The following is a 13,772-nucleotide window of genomic DNA, read 5'->3' as shown; positions in this document are numbered from 1 at the left end:
GAGCGAGCGCACGCTGTCCCGGCTGTTCAGCCACGACCTCGGCATGACGTTCCCCCAGTGGCGCACCCAGCTGCGGCTCCACCGGTCCCTGGTCCTGCTGGCGGAGAACACCCCCGTGACCCGGGTCGCCCACCAGTGCGGATGGTCGTCCACCAGCGCCTTCATCGACGTCTTCCGCCGCGCGTTCGGCCACACGCCCGGTACCCATCGTCAGCGGAGCGAAAGGATCGTCTCACTGTGACGGACCGACACGAGGAAAGTGTCCTGGCCCGGATCGCCGAGGGGCTCGTCTACACCGAGTCGGAAGCGGCCTTCCAGGCCCCGCTGCGGCGAACGGAGCAGATATTCGCCTACAACCACACCCCGCCGAGCCGGCCGGAGGAGCGCCGGTCGCTGCTGACCGAGATCTTCGGCTCGGTCGGTGAACGGACCGTGCTCCTGCCGCCGTTCCACGCCGGCTTCGGCAGCAACGTCCACATCGGGGACGACTTCTTCGGGAACGTGAACCTGACCTTCGTCGACGACGTCGAGATACGCATCGGCCACGGGGTCATGATCGCCCCCAGCGTGACGCTGACCACGACGGGGCATCCGGTTCACCCCTCCCGGCGCGTGGACTTCGGGAGGTTCTCCGAGCCGATCGTGATCGAGGACAAGGTGTGGATCGGCAGCAACGCGGTGGTGCTGCCCGGCGTCCGCATCGGATACGGGTCGGTCGTCGGCGCCGGCAGCGTCGTCAGCCGCGACATCCCTCCGATGTCCGTCGCGCTCGGCACGCCGTGCCGGGTGGTCCGGAGCATCACGGACGACGACCTGACCACCCGAGCCGCCCCCGACGTCAGCCGACCGCCGCGGCGAACATCCCCGCCTCGTACGAGCCGCCCTTCTGGTGGGTGATCACGGCGAGCCGGTTGGCCGCGTTGATCAGGGCGACCAGGCAGATCAGCGCGGCGACCTGGTCGTCGTCGTAGTGCTTGCGCACCAGCTCCCACGTCTCGTCGGACACGCCCTCGTGGAAGTCGGCGAGCCGGGTGCCCTCCTCGGCGAGGGCCAGCGCCGCCTGCTCCGCCTCGGTGAACACGGTGGACTCGCGCCAGGCGGCGACCAGGTGGAGCCGGACCGCGCTCTCCCCGGCGGCCGCGGCCTCCTTGACGTGCATGTCGATGCAGTGGCCGCAGCCGTTGATCTGGCTGGCCCGCAGCGACACCAGCTCCTGCGTGGCCTTCGGCAGCGGCGACTCGTGCATCAGCATGCCCATGCCCGCGAACCGCTTCGCGAACCGACCGGCGAACTCGTTCTCGAACAGGTTGAATCGGGTGTCCATGATCTCGTCCTCGCTCTCGGTGCCTCGGTGACGAACACAAGACGCCGCCGCCCCGCAGCCTGTGACAGGAGACGGATGTGACCCATCCCACCGGCGGCGGGTGTCACAGCACCGGGGCGACCGGTGTCCTGTGCGCGAGACACTGCCGTGACCGAACGAACGGGAGAAGCTGGTGACCAGCGAGCACAACGGGCCCGGACGGGCCGACGCGACCGGGCGCGCGGCCGCCCCCGGCGACGGTGGCCCCGGCGACGGCGGCCCCGTGGACGCGGCCACCGAGGACTTCGTCGCGCACCGCAACCTCCTCTTCACCGTCGCCTACGAGATGCTCGGCTCGGCCGCCGACGCCGAGGACGTGCTCCAGGAGACCTGGCTGAGGTGGGCGGGAGTCGACCTCGCCACGGTGCGCGACCGCCGCGCGTACCTGGTCCGCATCACCACCCGCCAGGCCCTGAACCGGCTGCGCACGCTCGGCCGCCGCAAGGAGTCCTACGTCGGCTCCTGGCTGCCCGAGCCGCTGCTGACCACGCCCGACGTGGCCGAGGACGTCGAGCTGGCCGACAGCGTGTCGATGGCGATGATGCTGGTCCTGGAGACCCTGGCGCCGGTCGAGCGGGCGGTGTTCGTCCTGCGCGAGGTGTTCGACCTCGGCTACGACGAGATCGCCGAGGCGGTGGAGAAGAGCCCGGCCGCCGTCCGGCAGATCGCGCACCGCGCCCGTGCGCACGTCGCGGCCCGCCGCCCGCGCGGGGAGGTCACGGCGACCGAGTCCCGCCAGGCGCTGGCCGCGTTCCAGCGCGCCGTGGAGACGGGTGACCTGCAAGGGCTGCTCGACGTCCTGTCCCCGGACGTCGTCCTGCTCGGCGACGGCGGAGGCATCAAGCAGGCGGTGCTGCGGCCGATCATCGGCGCCGACAAGGTGGCCCGCCTCATGCTGGGCGGCCTGGTCAAGCTGGACATGGAGATGAGGATGGACCCGGCCCTGGTCAACGGACACCCCGCCCTGGTCGTCCGGCTCGACGGCGAACTCGACACCGTGGTGGCGGTGCGTTTCGACGAAGGCCGCATCACCGGGCTGTACGCGGTGCGCAACCCGGAGAAGCTGTCGCACATGCGCGAGGAGGCGGCCCTGAGCCGGTGAGCGCCCGGCTCACCCCGGTTCCGGCAGCGTCTCGCCGGTCTCCAGCAGCGTCTTGAGGCTGGAGACCAGGGCGGGCCAGCCGTGCTGGATCATCTCGCGGGCGGTGCTGCCGGGCTCGAACCCGTCGTGGACGACGGTCAGTTTCACCGACCCGCCGAGGTCCTCGATCTCGAAGGTGACCTTGGAGCGCCGCTCGGCGGAGAGCTTGGCGAGGGTCTCGTCGTCGATCCCGTTGGCCTCGGCCCACTCGGGCGTGAAGGTGTGCCAGGTGTACGACAGCCGCCGGTACGGGTCGGACTCCAGGACGACCTGCTCCGGGTCGGCGGTCTCGGCGCTCCGCTCCCGCCACACCATGGGCGACCCGGCCGCCCAGTCGGTACGGAACTCCAGCCCCCAGTAGCGCCGGGTGAAGGCCGGGTCGGTCAGGCCCCGCCACAGCTCCTCGGGCGTGGTCCTGATGTAGGTCGTGTAGACGAACGCGTTGCTGTCCATGGCGTTGTCCTCCAGCGCGTGCTTGAGGTCGGCGAGTGCGCGCACCCGCTCCCGGTCGTAGCGGCTGATCCAGCGTTCGGCGATGGCGTTGATCGGTTCGGCGTTGAGGTAGTGCAGCTTCTCCCGGCCCCGCCGCACGACGGTGACCAGGCGGGCCTCCTCCAACACCGCCAGGTGCTTGCTGACCGACTGCCGGGCCATGTCAAGCCCGGCGCACAGCTCGCGCAGGCTCTGCCCGTCACGCGCGTTCAGACGGTCCAGCAGCCGTCGCCGACTGCCGTCCGCCAGCGCCTTGAAGACCTCGTCCATCTCCGCCCCTCTGACATGCAGCCCATTGGCTGCGTATCACGTTAGGCAGCCAGACGGCTGCACGTCAAACGGGCTCGCTCACTGTGACCTGCGCCGGCCGGCGCAGGCTTACATCCGGGACCTCAGCACATCCACTTCACAGCCCGGTGCGAAGGGGTCGAAGCCCTGCTCGATCAGCGAGCGGACCGCCAGCAGGCTGCGCAACGACGACCACGCGTGGATCACTTCGAGGTCGACGCCGGTGCCGTAGCCGGCGATCACGTCGTCGAGGTGCTCCTCGTGTCCGAGCGTGAAGGTGGCGAGGTCGTACAGGGCGTCGCCCTGTCCCGCCTCGGACCAGTCGATGATGCCGGTGACCTCGTCGCCGTCGACGAAGACGTGCGCGATCTGCAGGTCGCCGTGCGTGAACGCCGGCGTCCACGGCCGCAGCGCCGCCTCGGCGACCCGGCGGTTGCGGGTGACCAGGTCCGCGGGCAGGACACCGTTCGTCACGAGCAGCCCGCACTCGTCGTCGAGTTCCCTCGTCAACTCCTCGATGCTCCGCCCGGCCCGGCCCCGCCGGGGCGGCAGGGGCGCGTCGTGCAGTTTCCGGATGGCGGCGCCCGCAGCCGCCCACGCCGCCGGCGACCCGGTCGACGGCCCGCCGAGGCGGCCGAGCGTCGTCCCCGGGAGTGCGGCGGTCGCGAGTACGGGTGGCTTGCGCCACAGGACCTCCGGCGTCGGGACCGGCGCGCGGGACATCGCCTCGACCTCGGCGTCGATCCGCGCCTGATCGGCGTCCACCTTCAGGAACACGTCGCCGACGCGCAGCGTCGCGCGCTCGGAATGGGCGACGACGACTTCGACCTCATCCATGGGCGGCCAGTATCCCGGGGATGATCGCCGATGTCGCCGGGTTTCTCAGGCCGCCGACAGCTCGCACCACACGTACTTCCCCCGGTTGCCGTGTCTGGCCAGCGGGTGCCAGCCCCATACGTCGGCGCAGGCCCGCACCAGCGCCAGCCCCCGCCCCTCCTCCAGCTCCGGCCCCCTCTCGAACCGCGCGGGCGGCTCGGGCGGTTCCGGATCCGCGTCCCACGCCCCGATCCGCAACGTGCCCGGCGGCGACCAGCGGATGCGGAGGGCGGCGGTGCCCTTGGTGTGCCGTACGGCGTTGGAGACCAGCTCGGTGGCGAGCAGTTCGGCCACGTCCACGAGGCGGATCAGGCCGTGCATGGTGAGGACCAGGCGGAGGGTGCGGCGGCTGATGGTGACGGCGCGCAGGTCGTTGGGGATGTAGAGGGAGTACTCCCAGGGTTCGTTTTCAGGCATGAGGGATTCCCTTAGCTGTGAGGGGAGTTAGGGGCGGACCGGTGTCATTGCCGGAGCCGTCGTGGCAGGACGGAACGGTGCGCTTCCGGTTTCGCACGGTGTGCGCCGCATCACTGACGGTAGACCTTAAAGTTTCGGCGGGGCAAGCTGGTCGCGTAATCTTCACCCCGAACGAGTCGTGTCCGTAGACGCGTTGAGGTGAGGAGTCGTCATTGCCCACGAGGCGCGAACCAACGGCGCGTCAACTGCGCCTGGCGGTGGAGCTGCGCAAACTCCGTGAGGCGGCCGGCCTCACCGCTCGGCAGGCCGCGAGCATGCTTGGTGTCAGCAACGTCCAGATCAGTCAGATCGAGGCAGGACTCTCGGGAGTCAGTGAGCAGCGGCTCAGGCGTCTCGCTTCCCATTACGCCTGCACGGACGAGGAACTCGTCGATGCCCTGGTGGAAATGGCCACTGACCGCACAAGGGGTTGGTGGGAGGAGTACCGAGAGCTGCTTCCCACGCCTTTTCTAGATCTGGCCGAACTGGATCACCACGCCACCTTCCAGCAGGATGTGGCCATCCTGTATGTGCCGGGCCTCTTGCAGACGGAGGACTACGCCCGGGCCGTCTTCTCGTCGAGGATTCCCGAACTGACCGACGAGGAGTTGGAGTTGCGGGTGCGTCATCGGCTGACGAGGCAGGGGAGAGCCACGTTCCCCCACGAGATCGTGATCCACGAGTCCGCACTTCGCATCAGGGTCGGTGATCGCGCTGCCACGCGGTCCCAACTCGTCCGCCTTCTGGAGATTTCCGAGGCCGACCGAATCACCTTGCGGGTTATCCCGTTCGACCTGGATGGGTTCGCAAGGGCCTCAAGCACGATGACGTACATCGGTGGGCCTGTACGCAAGCTGGATACGGTCGCGCGCGATGCGCCGCACGGTGCGTTCCTCATTGACTCCGAAGCCCAGCTCGGCGCCTATCGAACGCGCTTCCGTAAGGTGGAAGCAGTCTCGCTCGACCCGGATCGATCGCGTGTCTTCATCCACCGGCTGACGAAGGAGCTGTGAGCACCAATGGACAACTGGCGCAAGTCGTCCTACTCCGGCGAGGGCGACGGCAACAACTGCGTGGAGATAGCCACCTCTGCCACCCACGTAGCCGTCCGTGACAGCAAGGCCCCCGCCCGAGCCGCCCTCACCTTCCCCCGCGCCGCCTTCACGCGCTTCCTCGCGGCGGTGGAGGGAAGCCCGCCTCCCCGCTGACCCAGCACACCTCCCCGGGGCTGCCGTCGCCCACGTCGAACTGGCAGCACTCGGCGCCGACGGCGGCGGCGAGGTCGGTGAACGTTCTCCTGATGCTCGCCGACCGCTCGAACAGGCGGCTCATGCCCGACGTAGCCGCCCAGAACTCCAGGGAGGTGTACCGGGGATCGAGGAAGGACCGGAACCGGACCGTCAGGTAGACGTACCCGATCCGGACCCGCCCGTTCTCCTCGGGCGGGAGTCCGTAGGACTCCGCGTACGCCCGCACCGCGTCGTCGACCGGGAACATGAGGGACGTGTCCAGGTCGAACGTGTCGACCGAGGAGCAGTCGACCGGCTCGCTGCGGAAGCCGGACGTGAACGGGAGGGTGATCCGCTCGCCGCCGGGCAGTGTGACGTCGAGCGGCGGCACGTCACGGGACGGGGGCGCCAACTCGGCCACGGCGGCCAGCGCCCCCGGGACGTTCCGGGGACGCAGATAGACGTCGTAGCCGTAGGTCAGCCCCATGCTCCCCTCCGCCGCACCATGGACAACCGGCGTCAGCCGTCCCTGCCGTACCGGCGGAACTCCGACGTCTCCACCGTCCACGGCCCGAACGGCACCGCGTCGCCGAAGATGTACGGCTCCTTGCTGCTGTAGCGGCCCTTGCACGGCTCGGAATGCACCTCGATCGTGCCGGTGCGCGGGTCGACGATCATGTAGTGCGGGATGCTCATGGCCGGATAATCAGCCAGCTTCTCGTCGTAGTCGTTGCTCGGGTTGGACGGTGAGACGATCTCGACGGCAGCCAGCACCTGCGTCGCGTCGACGGCCAGGCCCTCTTCGTCGAGGGTGGCTTCGGGGATGACGACGGCGTCGGGGCGGCGCATACGGCCGATGGCGGGGTGCTCGATCTCGGGGCCGTTCGCGCAGATGTAGCCGGGGTGGGTGCCGGGCAGTTGCGCGTCCAACTGCTTGCAGATGCGGCGGACCGTGCCCTCGTGCCGCTTCGACGGGCACCTCATCGCCAGTATCGGACCGGACGGCCCGATCTCTACGCTCCACGACCCCTCGAGCCGCTCCGAGTAGGCCCCGAGCTCCGCGGCGATGGCGCGCATCTTGGCGTAGTCCATGAGCCCAGAGTACTGAGAAGGCGACTCTCCGACCTCCCTGTCAGTCCCCACCGGTACCGTCGGATCATGACCGACCAGCCCCCCGCGGCCCCCGGTGAGCGGCGGCTCGCCACGCTCGAAGGCGTCCTGGAGCGGATCACGTACGCCAACGAGGAGAACGGCTACACCGTCGCCCGTGTCGACACCGGCAGAGGCGCCGGCGACCTGCTGACCGTCGTCGGCGCGCTGCTCGGTGCGCAGGTGGGGGAGTCCCTGCGGATGGAGGGCCGCTGGGGGTCGCACCCCCAGTACGGCAAGCAGTTCCACGTCGAGAACTACACGACCGTCCTGCCCGCCACCGTCCAGGGCATCCGGCGTTACCTCGGGTCCGGGCTGGTCAAGGGGATCGGGCCGGTCTTCGCGGACCGGATCACGCAGCACTTCGGCGTCGACACCCTCACCGTCATCGAGGAGGAGCCCAAGCGGCTGATCGAGGTGCCCGGTCTCGGGCCCAAGCGGACGAAGAAGATCGCCGACGCCTGGGAGGAGCAGAAGGCGATCAAGGAGGTGATGCTCTTCCTCCAGACCGTGGAGGTGTCCACCTCCATCGCCGTGCGGATCTACAAGAAGTACGGGGACGCCTCGATCTCCGTCGTGAAGAACCAGCCTTACCGGCTCGCCGCCGACGTCTGGGGCATCGGCTTCCTCACCGCCGACAAGATCGCCCAGTCCGTCGGGATCCCGCACGACAGCCCGGAGCGGGTCAAGGCCGGGCTGCAGTACGCGCTGTCGCAGGCCACCGACCAGGGGCACTGCTACCTCCCGGAGGAGAAGCTGATCGCCGACGCGGTCAAGCTGCTCCAGGTGGACACCGGGCTCGTCATCGAGTGCCTGGGCGAGCTGGCCGCCGAGCCGGAGGAGCCGGACGAGGACCCCGGAGTCGTGCGGGAGAAGGTGCCGCACCCGGAGGGGGGTGAGCCGATCACCGCCGTCTATCTCGTGCCCTTCCACCGGGCCGAGCTGGCCCTGGCCGGGCAGTTGCGCCGTCTGCTCCACACGGACGAGGACCGGATGCCCGGCTTCCAGGACGTGGCCTGGGACAAGGCGCTCGGGTGGCTGAAGGGGCGCACGGGCGCCGAACTCGCGCCCGAGCAGGAGGAGGCCGTCAAGCTCGCGCTCAGCGAGAAGGTCGCAGTCCTCACCGGCGGACCGGGCTGCGGCAAGTCCTTCACCGTCCGGTCGATCGTGGAGCTGGCGCGGGCCAAGAAGGCGAAGGTCGTGCTCGCCGCGCCCACCGGGCGGGCCGCCAAGCGGCTCGCCGAGCTGACCGGCGCCGAGGCGTCCACCGTGCACCGGCTGCTGGAGCTGAAGCCCGGCGGCGACGCGGCCTACGACCGGGAGCGGCCGCTCGACGCCGACCTGGTGGTGGTCGACGAGGCGTCGATGCTCGATCTGCTGCTCGCCAACAAGCTCGCGAAAGCCGTGCCGCCCGGCGCCCACCTGCTGCTCGTCGGGGACGTCGACCAGTTGCCCAGCGTCGGGGCCGGGGAGGTGCTGCGCGACCTGCTGGCGCCCGGCAGTCCGGTCCCCGCCGTACGGCTCACCCGCGTCTTCCGGCAGGCCCAGCAGTCCGGCGTGGTCACCAACGCGCACCGGATCAACGCCGGGCAGCATCCCGTCACCGACGGGATGAAGGACTTCTTCCTCTTCGTCGAGGACGACACCGAGGAGGCGGGGCGGCTCACCGTGGATGTCGCCGCGCGCCGCATCCCCGCGAAGTTCGGGCTCGACCCGCGCCGGGACGTGCAGGTACTGGCCCCCATGCACCGCGGGCCCGCCGGCGCCGGGACGCTGAACGGGCTGCTCCAGCAGGCCGTCACCCCGGGCCGCCCGGACGTGCCGGAGAAGCGGTTCGGCGGACGGGTCTTCCGGGTCGGCGACAAGGTCACCCAGATCCGCAACAATTACGAGAAGGGCGAGAACGGCGTCTTCAACGGCACCGTGGGCGTCGTCACCTCGCTCGACCCGGTGGACCAGCGCCTCACGGTGCTGACCGACGAGGACGAGGAGGTGCCGTACGACTTCGACGAACTGGACGAGCTGGCCCACGCGTACGCGGTCACCATCCACCGGTCGCAGGGGAGCGAGTACCCGGCCGTCGTGATCCCGGTGACGACCGGGGCCTGGATGATGCTCCAGCGGAACCTGCTGTACACGGCGGTCACCCGGGCGAAGCGACTGGTCGTCCTCGTCGGCTCGCGCAAGGCGATCGGGCAGGCGGTGCGGACGGTGTCGGCCGGGCGGCGGTGCACGGCGCTCGACTTCCGGCTCGCCGGACCCCGGCCGTGAAACCTTGCGGTAAACCTCTCGGCCCGTGTGAAAAAAATGATCGATCAAATGAGTCGCAAAGGTCACACAGCACTTCCGGATGGGCTCCGGAGGGGGCAGGATGAGCAAGTTGGCGGCACTGAGTGCCGCCAATAGGCCCGATGGTCGACCCCGAGTGCACTCTCCTGAGCCAAGTGGGGGATGGTAGAGACAGTCAGGGCACCTCGAAGATGAGGCACTACGTCGGTGAGGGAAGACGTGAGCGACAACTCTGTAGTACTGCGGTACGGCGACGGCGAGTACACCTACCCGGTGATCGACAGCACCGTCGGTGACAAGGGCTTCGACATCGGGAAGCTCCGCGCCCAGACCGGTCTGGTGACGCTGGACAGCGGTTACGGCAACACCGCCGCCTACAAATCCGCCATCACCTATCTGGACGGCGAAGCCGGCATCCTCCGGTACCGCGGCTACCCGATCGAGCAGCTGGCCGAGCGCTCCTCCTTCGTGGAGGTGGCCTACCTGCTGATCAACGGCGAGCTGCCGACCGTCGACGAGCTGTCCGCGTTCAAGGACGAGATCACGCAGCACACCCTGCTGCACGAGGACGTCAAGAACTTCTACAAGGGCTTCCCGCGCGACGCGCACCCGATGGCCATGCTGTCGTCGGTCGTCTCCGCGCTGTCGACGTTCTACCAGGACAGCCACAACCCGTTCGACGAGCGGCAGCGCAACCTCTCCACGATCCGGCTGCTCGCGAAGCTTCCGACGATCGCGGCGTACGCGTACAAGAAGTCGATCGGCCACCCGTTCGTCTACCCGCGCAACGACCTCGGCTACGTCGAGAACTTCCTGCGCATGACGTTCTCGGTGCCGGCGCAGGAGTACGAGCTGGACCCGACGGTCGTCGCGGCCCTCGACAAGCTGCTGATCCTGCACGCGGACCACGAGCAGAACTGCTCGACCTCCACGGTCCGCCTGGTCGGCTCCTCGCAGGCGAACATGTTCGCCTCGATCTCCGCCGGCATCAACGCCCTGTGGGGCCCGCTGCACGGCGGCGCCAACCAGTCGGTGCTGGAGATGCTCGAAGGCATCCGCGACGCGGGCGGCGACGTCGACTCCTTCATCCGCAAGGTGAAGAACAAGGAGGACGGCGTCCGCCTGATGGGCTTCGGCCACCGGGTCTACAAGAACTTCGACCCGCGCGCCAAGATCATCAAGGCCGCCGCGCACGATGTGCTCTCCGCCCTCGGCAAGTCCGACGAGCTGCTGGACATCGCCCTGAAGCTGGAGGAGCACGCGCTCTCCGACGACTACTTCGTCTCGCGCAGCCTCTACCCGAACGTCGACTTCTACACCGGCCTGATCTACCGGGCCATGGGCTTCCCGACCGAGATGTTCACGGTCCTGTTCGCTCTCGGCCGGCTGCCGGGCTGGATCGCCCAGTGGCACGAGATGATCAAGGAGCCGGGCTCCCGCATCGGCCGCCCGCGCCAGATCTACACGGGCGTCGTCGAGCGCGACTTCATCCCCGTCGAGGAGCGCTGACACCTGCCGGTGTAGGTGCCGTGCGCCCAGGAGTTCGTCGCTGAGGGGCGCGGGTGGCTGCGGCAGCCTTGTGGCTGGTCGCGCAGTTCCCCGCGCCCCTTCTCGCGTGTTGCACAGCAGTAAGAAAGCGCGTCGCACGGCAGTAAGGAAGAAGGCGCCCTGGCGCCGGTCCCCCCACGGGCCGACGAACCAGGGCGCCTTCCCATGTCCCGGTGCGGATTCCCCCCACGGGATCCGGCCGGGCGTCTGTGAGGACAGCGCCTGAATCGCTGTGTCGTGCTCTTCTGCTCTTCGCTCGTGCTCTTCGCTCGTGGTGCTCTTCGTGCGGTCTGCCGGGACAGCGCACGCCCGGGAGGGCCGCTCAAAGCTTCCCGGTGTACGTGTCCCGGCAACGCAGCTCTGGGAAAGTCCCCCAAGACATCCCCAGATGCCAGGTGGCGCCCCCCAAGACGCTGCCTGACATCGCCAACTTAGACCTTCGAACCCCTTCGATGGTTACGTTCGCATCACTGTGATCTGCGTCTCTTGCATATGTCCGTTAGGTGCGCAAGAGCCCCGTACGCCGGACGGGGCTCAAGCGTAAGGAAGATGCGCGAGCCTTGTGAAGAGCTTATGTGAGGGACGTGCCGGACTCCAGAGGTGCAGCCCCTCGACCTGCGTGAAATGCGGACCACTGCCGGTCAGCGAAAGGTGCGCAGCCGGAGGCTGTTGGTGACCACGAAGACCGAGGAGAAGGCCATCGCCGCGCCCGCGATCATCGGGTTCAGCAGCCCGGCGGCGGCCAGCGGCAGCGCGGCCACGTTGTAGCCGAAGGCCCACACGAGATTGCCCTTGATCGTGGCCAGGGTGCGTCGGGACAGCCGGATCGCGTCCGCGGCCACCCTGAGGTCCCCGCGCACCAGCGTCAGGTCGCTCGCCTCGATCGCCGCGTCCGTCCCGGTGCCCATCGCCAGGCCCAGATCGGCGGTGGCGAGCGCGGCGGCGTCGTTGACGCCGTCGCCGACCATGGCGACCGTACGGCCCTCGGCCCGCAGCCGCTCCACCACCGCGACCTTGTCCTCGGGCAGCACCTCGGCGATCACCTCGCCGATGCCGACGGCCGTCGCGACCGACTCGGCCACCCGTCGGTTGTCGCCGGTCAGCAGGACCGGGGCCAGGCCCAGCCGGCGCAGCCCGGCCACCGCCTCGGCGCTGGTGTCCTTGACCGCGTCGGCCACGGCGAGGACCCCGCGCGCCTGACCGTCCCAGCCGACGACGACGGCCGTACGGCCGTTCCTCTCGGCCTCGTCCGCCGCACGGGCCACCTCGGGCGGCAGGACGTCGTTCAGGCGCCCCACGGTCACCTCACGGCCCGCGACGCGGGCGCGCACGCCGCGCCCGGGGACGTTGGCGAAGTCCTCGACGCCCGGCAGCGTGCCGAGCCGCTCCTCGGCACCGGCCGCGACCGCGCGGGCCACGGGGTGCTCCGAGGCGTGCTCGGCCGCGCCGGCGAGCCGCAGCAGCTCCTCCTCGTCGGTGCCCTCGGCGGCGTACACCTCGTGCAGGGTCATGCGGCCGGTGGTGACGGTCCCCGTCTTGTCCAGCACGACGGTGTCGACGCGCCGCGTGGACTCCAGGACCTCGGGGCCCTTGATGAGGATGCCGAGCTGGGCGCCGCGCCCGGTGCCGACCAGCAGCGCGGTCGGGGTGGCCAGGCCCAGCGCGCACGGGCAGGCGATGATCAGCACGGCGACGGCCGCGGTGAACGCCGCCACCGTGTCACCCGTGGCGCCGAGCCACCCGCCGAAGGTGGCGACCGCGATCACCAGGACGACCGGCACGAAGACGCCGGAGATCCGGTCGGCGAGCCGCTGCACCTCGGCCTTGCCGCTCTGCGCGTCCTCCACCAGCTTCGCCATCCGCGCCAGCCGCGTGTCCGCGCCGACCCGGGTCGCCTCGACCACCAGCCGGCCCCCGGCGTTCACCGTGGCGCCGGTGACGGTGTCGCCGACGGTGACGTCCACCGGCACCGACTCGCCGGTCAGCAGGGAGGCGTCCACCGCCGAGGCGCCCTCGGTCACCGTGCCGTCGGTGGCGATCTTCTCGCCGGGGCGTACGACGAACCGGTCGCCCACCGCGAGCCGGTCCACCGGTATCCGTGTCTCGCGCCCGTCCCGCAGTACGGCCACGTCCTTGGCGCCCAGCTCCATCAGCGCCCGCAGCGCGGCCCCGGCGCGGCGCTTGGAGCGGGCCTCCAGCCAGCGGCCGAGGAGCAGGAAGGCGGTGACCCCGGCGGCGGCCTCCAGGTAGATCGCGGAGGCGCCGTCGGTGCGGGAGACGGTGAGGTCGAAGCCGTGCCGCATGCCCGGCATGCCCGCGTCGCCGAAGAACAGCGCCCACAGGGACCAGCCGAACGCCGCCAGCGTGCCGAGCGAGACCAGTGTGTCCATGGTGGCCGCGCCGTGCCGCAGGCCCGTCCAGGCGGCGCGGTGGAAGGGCAGCCCGCCCCACACCACGACCGGCGCGGCCAGGGTGAGGGAGAGCCACTGCCAGTTGTCGAACTGGAGCGCCGGGACCATCGCGAGCAGGACCACGGGCGCGGCGAGCAGGACCGAGACGAGAAGGCGCTGCCCAAGGGCCGACAGCTCCGGATCGTCGTCGCCCTCCCCGGAACCGCTCTCCCGGGAGCCGGACCCGTCCGAGGGCTCCGGCGGCGCGGGCTCCTCGGCGGTGTACCCGGTCTTCACGACGGTGGCGATCAGGTCGGCGACCCGGGTGGTCGCCGGGTAGCTGACCCGGGCCTTCTCCGTCGCGTAGTTCACCGTGGCGGTGACACCGTCCATGCGGTTGAGCTTCTTCTCGACGCGGGCCGCGCAGGACGCGCAGGTCATCCCGCCGATGAGCAGCTCGACCTCGGCGAGCCCCGGATCGGGGCCGGGGCCGGGGGCCGTCGGGGCGGTGCGGGTGTCCTCGGTGGTGCTGGTCATGGTCCGGACTCCAG

The 13,772-nt window shown here is 70.0% G+C and carries 14 protein-coding genes; 7 read left to right on the top strand and 7 right to left on the bottom strand.

Annotated elements, in window-relative coordinates; translation table 11 throughout:
* Together K7854_RS28335 and K7854_RS28330 are read left to right on the top strand one after the other, a co-directional pair.
* Positions 1 to 241 (top strand): helix-turn-helix transcriptional regulator (locus K7854_RS28335; protein ID WP_226029390.1); only part of this gene is annotated, 241 nt, incomplete at its 5' end.
* Positions 238 to 897: a sugar O-acetyltransferase gene (locus K7854_RS28330; protein ID WP_226029389.1), complete on the top strand. Its 660-nt coding sequence runs from the start codon at positions 238 to 240 to the stop codon at positions 895 to 897. The genes K7854_RS28335 and K7854_RS28330, both read left to right, overlap by 4 nt.
* Here the strand turns inward: K7854_RS28330 and K7854_RS28325 are convergent.
* Complete coding sequence (locus tag K7854_RS28325; protein WP_226029388.1) at positions 839 to 1,324, bottom strand: carboxymuconolactone decarboxylase family protein; 486 nt, start codon at positions 1,322 to 1,324, stop codon at positions 839 to 841. The genes K7854_RS28330 and K7854_RS28325 overlap by 59 nt on opposite strands.
* A 172-nt stretch (positions 1,325 to 1,496) precedes the next feature.
* Between K7854_RS28325 and K7854_RS28320 the strand changes: the two genes are divergently transcribed.
* A complete protein-coding gene (locus K7854_RS28320; RefSeq protein ID WP_372481082.1) occupies positions 1,497 to 2,465 on the top strand; it encodes an RNA polymerase sigma-70 factor in 969 nt (322 codons plus the stop codon).
* Positions 2,466 to 2,474: 9 nt separating this feature from the next.
* On the opposite strand, the gene K7854_RS28315 is transcribed toward K7854_RS28320, so the two are convergent.
* The 3 genes from K7854_RS28315 to K7854_RS28305 form a co-directional block, all read right to left on the bottom strand.
* Entirely contained in the window at positions 2,475 to 3,266 is a 792-nt protein-coding gene (locus K7854_RS28315; RefSeq protein ID WP_226029387.1) for an ArsR/SmtB family transcription factor, read from the bottom strand.
* 108 nt (positions 3,267 to 3,374) lie between these two features.
* Positions 3,375 to 4,121 carry a phosphotransferase family protein gene (locus K7854_RS28310; RefSeq protein WP_226029386.1) on the bottom strand — a complete coding sequence of 249 codons (747 nt, stop codon included), beginning with the start codon at positions 4,119 to 4,121 and terminating at the stop codon, positions 3,375 to 3,377.
* A gap of 45 nt (positions 4,122 to 4,166) precedes the next feature.
* Positions 4,167 to 4,577, bottom strand: coding sequence for an ATP-binding protein (locus K7854_RS28305; RefSeq protein WP_226029385.1), 411 nt, complete (start codon positions 4,575 to 4,577; stop codon positions 4,167 to 4,169).
* A gap of 212 nt (positions 4,578 to 4,789) precedes the next feature.
* Here K7854_RS28305 and K7854_RS28300 point away from each other — a divergent pair, with 212 nt between their 5' ends.
* Together K7854_RS28300 and K7854_RS28295 are read left to right on the top strand one after the other, a co-directional pair.
* Positions 4,790 to 5,629, top strand: coding sequence for a helix-turn-helix domain-containing protein (locus tag K7854_RS28300; protein ID WP_226029384.1), 840 nt, complete (start codon positions 4,790 to 4,792; stop codon positions 5,627 to 5,629).
* A 6-nt stretch (positions 5,630 to 5,635) separates the two neighbouring features.
* Positions 5,636 to 5,824, top strand: a complete 189-nt coding sequence (locus K7854_RS28295) for a DUF397 domain-containing protein (RefSeq protein WP_226029383.1) — start codon at positions 5,636 to 5,638, stop codon at positions 5,822 to 5,824.
* Here the strand turns inward: K7854_RS28295 and K7854_RS28290 are convergent.
* Both K7854_RS28290 and K7854_RS28285 read right to left on the bottom strand, forming a co-directional pair.
* Entirely contained in the window at positions 5,778 to 6,332 is a 555-nt protein-coding gene (locus K7854_RS28290; protein WP_226029382.1) for a hypothetical protein, read from the bottom strand. The genes K7854_RS28295 and K7854_RS28290 overlap by 47 nt on opposite strands.
* A gap of 32 nt (positions 6,333 to 6,364) precedes the next feature.
* Positions 6,365 to 6,937 carry a Uma2 family endonuclease gene (locus K7854_RS28285; RefSeq protein WP_226029381.1) on the bottom strand — a complete coding sequence of 191 codons (573 nt, stop codon included), beginning with the start codon at positions 6,935 to 6,937 and terminating at the stop codon, positions 6,365 to 6,367.
* Positions 6,938 to 7,003: 66 nt separating this feature from the next.
* Between K7854_RS28285 and recD2 the strand changes: the two genes are divergently transcribed.
* Positions 7,004 to 9,265 (top strand): SF1B family DNA helicase RecD2, encoded by a 2,262-nt coding sequence (gene recD2, locus K7854_RS28280; RefSeq protein ID WP_226029380.1) that lies wholly within the window; start codon positions 7,004 to 7,006, stop codon positions 9,263 to 9,265.
* 237 nt (positions 9,266 to 9,502) lie between these two features.
* A complete protein-coding gene (locus K7854_RS28275; protein ID WP_226029379.1) occupies positions 9,503 to 10,792 on the top strand; it encodes a citrate synthase in 1,290 nt (429 codons plus the stop codon).
* Between the two features lie 680 nt (positions 10,793 to 11,472).
* On the opposite strand, the gene K7854_RS28270 is transcribed toward K7854_RS28275, so the two are convergent.
* Positions 11,473 to 13,758, bottom strand: a complete 2,286-nt coding sequence (locus K7854_RS28270; protein ID WP_226029378.1) for a heavy metal translocating P-type ATPase — start codon at positions 13,756 to 13,758, stop codon at positions 11,473 to 11,475.
* Positions 13,759 to 13,772: the final 14 nt, after the last annotated feature.

The organism is Streptomyces hyderabadensis, from assembly GCF_020404845.1.
GTDB classification, from domain to species: Bacteria; Actinomycetota; Actinomycetes; order Streptomycetales; family Streptomycetaceae; genus Streptomyces; species Streptomyces hyderabadensis.
This window is presented reverse-complemented; position numbering and strand designations above follow the sequence as displayed.

Coding starts and splice junctions, on each gene's coding strand:
- K7854_RS28295 (WP_226029383.1), top strand. CDS start 5,636: ATGGACAACTGGCGCAAGTCGTCCTACTCCGGCGAGGGCGACGGCAAC.
- recD2 (WP_226029380.1), top strand. CDS start 7,004: ATGACCGACCAGCCCCCCGCGGCCCCCGGTGAGCGGCGGCTCGCCACG.
- K7854_RS28315 (WP_226029387.1), bottom strand. CDS start 3,266: ATGGACGAGGTCTTCAAGGCGCTGGCGGACGGCAGTCGGCGACGGCTG.
- K7854_RS28325 (WP_226029388.1), bottom strand. CDS start 1,324: ATGGACACCCGATTCAACCTGTTCGAGAACGAGTTCGCCGGTCGGTTC.
- K7854_RS28310 (WP_226029386.1), bottom strand. CDS start 4,121: ATGGATGAGGTCGAAGTCGTCGTCGCCCATTCCGAGCGCGCGACGCTG.
- K7854_RS28290 (WP_226029382.1), bottom strand. CDS start 6,332: ATGGGGCTGACCTACGGCTACGACGTCTATCTGCGTCCCCGGAACGTC.
- K7854_RS28270 (WP_226029378.1), bottom strand. CDS start 13,758: ATGACCAGCACCACCGAGGACACCCGCACCGCCCCGACGGCCCCCGGC.
- K7854_RS28305 (WP_226029385.1), bottom strand. CDS start 4,577: ATGCCTGAAAACGAACCCTGGGAGTACTCCCTCTACATCCCCAACGAC.
- K7854_RS28285 (WP_226029381.1), bottom strand. CDS start 6,937: ATGGACTACGCCAAGATGCGCGCCATCGCCGCGGAGCTCGGGGCCTAC.